Origin of the sequence: Streptomyces sp. 15-116A, assembly GCF_025290915.1 — a bacterium.
Taxonomy (GTDB): domain Bacteria; phylum Actinomycetota; class Actinomycetes; order Streptomycetales; family Streptomycetaceae; genus Streptomyces.
In genome coordinates, this window is the sequence record NZ_JAOCQE010000349.1 from 1 (window position 1) to 5,523 (window position 5,523).

The following is a 5,523-nucleotide window of genomic DNA, read 5'->3' on the forward strand; positions in this document are numbered from 1 at the left end:
GAGGGCTGAGGGCGCGCGGAGGGCTGGAAGCTGCGGGTACGCGGAGGACTGAGGGCTGAGGGCGCGCGGAGGGCTGGAAGCTGCGGGTACGCGGAGGGCTGAGGGCTGAGGGCGCGCGGAGGGCTGGAAGCTGCGGGTACGCGGAGGACTGAGGGCTGAGGGCGCGCGGAGGGCTGGAAGCTGCGGGTACGCGGAGGGCTGAGGGCTGAGGGCGCGCGGAGGGCTGGGAGTTGCGCGTACCCGGAGGGCTGAGGGCTGGGGCGTGCGGAGGGCCGCGTGTGCACGCCGGTCCTGGCCCGTGCGCCCCCACCGCACGCCGGCCCACGCAACCCCCGTCTGCCCGAGACGCCTTCGGGTATCCGCACCCCCATGGGTCGCATCCTCGTGGGCACGTGTTCGTGGACCGATCGGGCGCTGGTCGCCAGTGGGTGGTATCCGGCGGGGCGGCGGGACGCCGAGGGGCGGTTGCGGCACTACGCCGAGCGGTTCCCGGTGGTGGAGGTCGACGCCTCGTACTACGCGCTGCCCGCCGAGCGGAACAGCCGCCTGTGGGTGGAGCGGACGCCGGACGGGTTCGTGTTCGACGTGAAGGCGTTCTCGCTGCTCACCGGGCACCGCACGCGCGATGCGGTGATGCCGGACGGGCTGCCGCCCGACGCCGGGGATCCCGGTGTGCTCGACGAGGTGTGGGGTCATTTCGCCGCCGGGATCGCGCCGTTGCGGCGGGCCGGGCGGCTGGGGAGCGTGCTGTTCCAGTTCCCGCCGTGGTTCCGGCCCGGCGTGCGGGCCGAGGCGTTTCTGGAGCGGACCGCCCGGCGGACCCAAGGGTGGCCCCTCGCCGTCGAGTTCCGGCACCCGGCGTGGTGGCAGGAGGAGCGGGCCGAGTCCACGCGCGCGCTGCTCGCGCGGTACGGCATGGCCGCCGTCGCCGTCGACATGAACCGGACGCTGCCGGCCTCGATACCGCCCGTCACGCCCGTCACCTCGCCCACGCTGTCCGTCGTACGGTTCCACGGACGCAGCCCCGCCTGGGGCACCGGGAGCAAGGAGGACCGCTTCCGGTACGCGTACGACGACCGCGAACTCGGCGAGTGGGAGCCGCGGTTGCGCGCACTCGCCGAGCGGGTCGATCAGCTCCACGTATTGTTCAACAATTGTTGCGGAGACGCCGCCGTACGGGCCGCGGAGGCGATGACACGCCTGCTCGGGCTGTCCGTACCGGTCACGGCCAAACCCTGACCTCGCGTCAGGCGCGGGCCAGCTCCGCCGCGCCGAAGGAGACGTCGAAGCGGTCGCACCAGATGCTGACGCTGCTGAACCGGGACGGGTCGACGTCCTCCGGCAGGACGTAGTTCTGGCTGCCCTTGTTGCCCTTGAGCTTGCCGAGGCTGACGTACCGGCCGTCGTCGAAGACGTGCCAGCCGGCCCGCCCCTCCTTCACCGGGGCGTCGGTCAACCAGACGCGCAGATCGGGGCCGTTGCTGGTGTCGAGCCGCTCCAGACGTACGACATGACTGCCGTCGGCCAGCCGCAGCAGCTTCACCGTGCCGGAGGTGGCGTGCTCATGGCTGATCAGCTCGCCGCTCGCCAGAGTCGTGGGCGCGGTGGGAGTGGGAGAAGCAGATGCAGAGGCGGAGGCAGAGGCGGACGCGGTGGGTGCGGGCGCGCTCGCCGCGCCGGCGGGCAGCGCCTCGCTCACCGTCTCGTCCTGCCACAGCTTCCACGGCTGGAACCAGTACAGCCCGAATCCCGCCCCGGCGACCGCCACCACCAGCACCCCGATCACCCACGGCCTCACCAGCGCCCCGCGCAACCGCCCCATACCGTCCGCCTCCTGGAAGTTCACTCGTCCCGCTCCTAATTCAACGGGCAGAACGGCGGGCGGAGGCCGCACGGCGGATGACGAAACTCTTACGTTCCCGGACTCCGTGTCCTGCCCTCGCGATACGCGTCGTTCGTGGCTGTTTGAGGGGAAGTTTCATCGCGGCCGCCGGGGTGCTCACCGACTCGACGGCCACCGTGATCGGCGCCATGATCATCGCGCCGTTGTCCACGCCGATCATGGGCATCGCCCTGGGGTCGGTGCAGCGCCGCAGGACGGGGTCGGCCCTTGTCGTCCTGGTCGCCGTCTCCGTGGTCGTCGCGCTCGGGATGCTGTTCTCGGTGGTGCCGCCGGCCGACTACGACCTGCTGTCCAACAGCCAGATCTCCTCGCGGACATCACCGCGGCTGATGAATCTGGTCGCCGCGATGGCGACGGGGCTGGCCGGGGCGGTGGCCCTGGCGCGGCGGGACGTCGCCGCCGTGCTGCCCGGTGTCGCGATCGCCATCTCCCTCGTACCGCCGCTGGTGGTGACCGGCGTCTGCCTGGGGCGGCTGTCGTGCTGGCTGGCGCTGGGCGCGCTGGCGCTGTTCGTGTCGAAGGTCGACACCGCCTCGCGGACCATGCACATCCACGTCCAGATCCCCGGGAGGCTCCCGCCGGTCCATGATCTGCTCGCCCGCCTGGAGGGGCAGATCCCGGACGGGGTCCCGGTCGTGGTGAACACGATGAGCGGCCAGCGGATCGAAGCGGGCCGGGTGGGCGACTGAGCGGCTGCCGCACGGGCCCGCGCCCCCGAACCACACGACTCGGCCGGTCAATGGGCCGCGGCCCGACCCGACGGCACCGGATCGTCCAGGAACTCGCGGATCGCGAGCGCCGCCAAGGTGACCACCGCCGTCCACACCACGACCGCCGTCGTCGGATAGCTCCAGGTGAACAGCACCACCGCCGCGACCACCAGGATCACCACCCCGATCCAGCGCTTGAACCGGTGCACGAACCGCCCGACCGGCCCCGTACGGAACCCCGCGGACTTCGCCACGTCCCGCAGCGCGCCGATGCTGCGGGAGCACCCGGTGCGGAGGAGCACGGCGACCCGCGACGGGCCCGCGAGGAAGGCACCGGCGGCGGTGAACAGGGCGGCGGCGCCGAGCGCCCGCGCACCCGCCCGCAGGAACCTGACCAGCGCGTCGTACACGGCGCCCGCCGCCGCCCGGGAGGTACCGGACGGCAACCGGTCGAGGTACACCCCGCGGGCGACGGTGAGGAAGACACCGAGCACCACCATGGCGACGAACACCGCCAGGGCCACCCCGATCAGCGCGTGCCGCCGGTTGAACGCCACATACACCCCGGCCGCCGCGACCAGCAGCGCGACGAGCGGCAGCCAGCCGCCGAGGATCTCCAGCACCCTCACCCAGGTCCTGACCGTGCCGATCTCCTCGGACGAGAAGACCACGAAGTCCGTGTGGACGGACGGGATCCGCGCGGCGGGCCCGAAGCCCGCGTCGACCAGCCGCTTCTTGACCTCGGCGACGAGGGGAGCGACGTCGATGACCACCTCGTCGTCCTTCAGCCGTACCGGTCCCTCCCCCTCGCCGGTCAGCGCCTCGTCGATCGCCGCGTGCACCCGGCGGTTGGCCTCCACCCAGACCGTTCTGAAGGCGCCGCTGGTGACCACCCGCTCGACGGTGCTGCCGACCAGCTGCCGCAGTCCGCTCTCGATCGGCCCGTCCAGGCCGCCCAGCAGCTCAGCCAGCCGCGGCGGCACGCCCTGCCCCTCCGCGGCCTCCGTCAGCTCCCGCACCAGCGCGTCCACGTCGATCCGGTCCAGGACGACGGTGGTGACGCGGTCGGTGACCGCCCGCTGCACCTCGGGGTCGTCGGCGAGCGGCCCGACGGTGGCGACGTAGCGGTCGGTGTCCTGCACGATGCTGTCCGCCCATACCGCGACCACCGACAGCAGCGAGAGGAGCGCGGCCAGGCCGATCAGCAGCGCCGCGCCGAGCGAGCGGAACGGGTGGTGCCGGGCGGCCGGCGCGGCACCGGCCGCCTCCAGGGCCCGCACCCGCAGCCGCAGCTCGTCCAGCTCGCCGCGTTCCCCGGGCGGCTGCTGCCCGTCACCGGTGTCCGTCATGCCCACCAGCAGATTCGGGCCCCGTCCCGCCCGCCACCGGGGCGATGCGGGCGGGTGAACGGCACCGAAATGCGAGGGCCGGGGTGCGGTGATGCAATGAGGTGACACCGTCACGGACAGGTAGCCACGACCACCGGGAGTGACATCGTGAGCGACGAGCACGACGCGTACGAGGACATGGGCCCGATCGACTACCTGGTCGTCGAGTTCCCGGGCAACCGGATGACGGGCGAGGGCTTCCCGCTGCTGGTCGATCTCGTGGACCGGGGCGTCATCCGGATCATCGACCTGATGTTCGTCAGGAAGGACGAGGACGGCTCCGTGACCGGCATGGAGATCGCCGACTTCGACCGCGACGGACAGCTCGACCTCTCCGTCTTCGACGGCGCGTCGTCGGGCGTACTGGGCCAGGACGACATCGAGGAGGCCGCGGTCGCGCTGGAACCGGGCAGCTCCGCCGGGATCCTCGTCTACGAGAACCTGTGGGCCGCCCCGTTCGCCGCCGCCCTGCGCCGCGGCGGGGCCAGGATGGTCGCCTCCGGGCGCATCCCGGTGGCCGATCTGATCGCCGCGCTCGACGCGACCGAGTCCGCGCGGTGAACTGTCGCCGATGAGTACCAACGGTCAGGAGGTACGCCATGCCAGGTCTCATCCGGGGCGTGGCCCGCACCGCCATCGTCGCCGGGACGGCGACCGCCGTGTCGAACCGTGTGACACGGCGGCAGCGGGGCCGCTGGGCGGCCCAGGGCTACGACCCGTACGGCCCCCAGCAGGCGTCGTATGCCGCACCGCCGCCCGCACCGGTCCCTCCGCCCCCGCCGCCCGCGTCAGGCACGCCGGATCCCGACATGTCCGCCAGGATCGAACAGCTCAAGCAGCTCGGTGAGCTCAAGGCCCAAGGGGTGCTCACCGAGGCGGAGTTCGAGCAGCAGAAGCAGCGCCTGTTGAACGGGTGACCTTGCCGAGACGGTGCCGATCGTGGCGGTGCGGCGTCCTCAGGTCCGCCCGAGCGCATCGGCGCCGCCCGCGACCTCCAGCACCGCCTTCCCGGGCACCCGGCGTCCGCGGAGGGCCTGGGCCGCCTCGTCGAAGCGCTCCCAGGAGCCCTGCCAGCCGAGTTCCACCGTCAGGGCGCCCTCCGCGGCGAGTTCGGCGAGGGTCGCCAGGTCCGCGCCCGCGTTGCCCTCGATCACGAACGAGGTGAGGGACTTGGCGGGGCCGACCGTCGCGTAGGGCGGGAGGACGGCCGGTTCGCCGGATGTCCAGCCGACGCTCTGCAGGCTGCCGCCCGGGGCCAGCAGGCGCCACGCCTCGACCAGTTGGGGGCCGCCCACCCCGTCGATGACGATGTCCACCGGGCCGTCGATCCCCCGCAGGCCGATCACCACCTCGTCCGCGCCGAGTTCCGCCAGCCCCGCGCCGCGCGCCTCGGACCCCACGGACGCGATCACCCGGGCCCCGGCCCGCGCCGCCAACTGCACGGCGAACCGGCCCACTCCACCGGACGCGCCCGTGATCAGCACCCGCTTCCCCGGCCCGAGCCCCGCCGCCCGCAGCGACC

The 5,523-nt window shown here is 73.0% G+C and carries 7 protein-coding genes; 4 read left to right on the forward strand and 3 right to left on the reverse strand.

Annotated features, from left to right (window positions below; all coding sequences use genetic code 11):
- The first annotated feature begins 369 nt into the window (after nucleotides 1-369).
- Nucleotides 370-1,239, forward strand: coding sequence for a DUF72 domain-containing protein (locus N4P33_RS31835; protein ID WP_260830419.1), 870 nt, complete (start codon nucleotides 370-372; stop codon nucleotides 1,237-1,239).
- 7 nt (nucleotides 1,240-1,246) lie between these two features.
- Here the strand turns inward: N4P33_RS31835 and N4P33_RS31840 are convergent, their stop codons facing one another.
- The gene (locus N4P33_RS31840) at nucleotides 1,247-1,822 is read right to left on the reverse strand and encodes a DM13 domain-containing protein (RefSeq protein WP_260830424.1); all 576 of its coding nucleotides are present in this window, start codon (nucleotides 1,820-1,822) and stop codon (nucleotides 1,247-1,249) included.
- Between the two features lie 143 nt (nucleotides 1,823-1,965).
- Here N4P33_RS31840 and N4P33_RS31845 point away from each other — a divergent pair, with 143 nt between their 5' ends.
- A complete protein-coding gene (locus N4P33_RS31845; protein ID WP_260830420.1) occupies nucleotides 1,966-2,592 on the forward strand; it encodes a DUF389 domain-containing protein in 627 nt (208 codons plus the stop codon).
- 47 nt (nucleotides 2,593-2,639) lie between these two features.
- Here N4P33_RS31845 and N4P33_RS31850 read toward each other — a convergent pair whose 3' ends face one another.
- Complete coding sequence (locus tag N4P33_RS31850; protein ID WP_260830421.1) at nucleotides 2,640-3,962, reverse strand: hypothetical protein; 1,323 nt, start codon at nucleotides 3,960-3,962, stop codon at nucleotides 2,640-2,642.
- 177 nt (nucleotides 3,963-4,139) lie between these two features.
- On the opposite strand from N4P33_RS31850, the gene N4P33_RS31855 reads away from it, so the two are divergent.
- Together N4P33_RS31855 and N4P33_RS31860 are read left to right on the forward strand one after the other, a co-directional pair.
- The gene (locus tag N4P33_RS31855; protein ID WP_260830425.1) at nucleotides 4,140-4,562 is read left to right on the forward strand and encodes a DUF6325 family protein; all 423 of its coding nucleotides are present in this window, start codon (nucleotides 4,140-4,142) and stop codon (nucleotides 4,560-4,562) included.
- Between the two features lie 38 nt (nucleotides 4,563-4,600).
- On the forward strand, nucleotides 4,601-4,918 hold the full coding sequence (locus tag N4P33_RS31860) for an SHOCT domain-containing protein (RefSeq protein ID WP_260830422.1): 318 nt from the start codon (nucleotides 4,601-4,603) through the stop codon (nucleotides 4,916-4,918).
- Between the two features lie 39 nt (nucleotides 4,919-4,957).
- Here N4P33_RS31860 and N4P33_RS31865 read toward each other — a convergent pair.
- The coding region (locus N4P33_RS31865; protein ID WP_260830423.1) for a zinc-binding dehydrogenase at nucleotides 4,958-5,523 on the reverse strand (566 nt) is incomplete at its 5' end.

Bases quoted from the DNA above. Each gene is read 5' to 3' on its own strand.
- N4P33_RS31850 (WP_260830421.1), bottom strand. From the start codon at position 3,962: ATGACGGACACCGGTGACGGGCAGCAGCCGCCCGGGGAACGCGGCGAG.
- N4P33_RS31855 (WP_260830425.1), top strand. From the start codon at position 4,140: ATGGGCCCGATCGACTACCTGGTCGTCGAGTTCCCGGGCAACCGGATG.
- N4P33_RS31860 (WP_260830422.1), top strand. From the start codon at position 4,601: ATGCCAGGTCTCATCCGGGGCGTGGCCCGCACCGCCATCGTCGCCGGG.
- N4P33_RS31840 (WP_260830424.1), bottom strand. From the start codon at position 1,822: ATGGGGCGGTTGCGCGGGGCGCTGGTGAGGCCGTGGGTGATCGGGGTG.
- N4P33_RS31835 (WP_260830419.1), top strand. From the start codon at position 370: ATGGGTCGCATCCTCGTGGGCACGTGTTCGTGGACCGATCGGGCGCTG.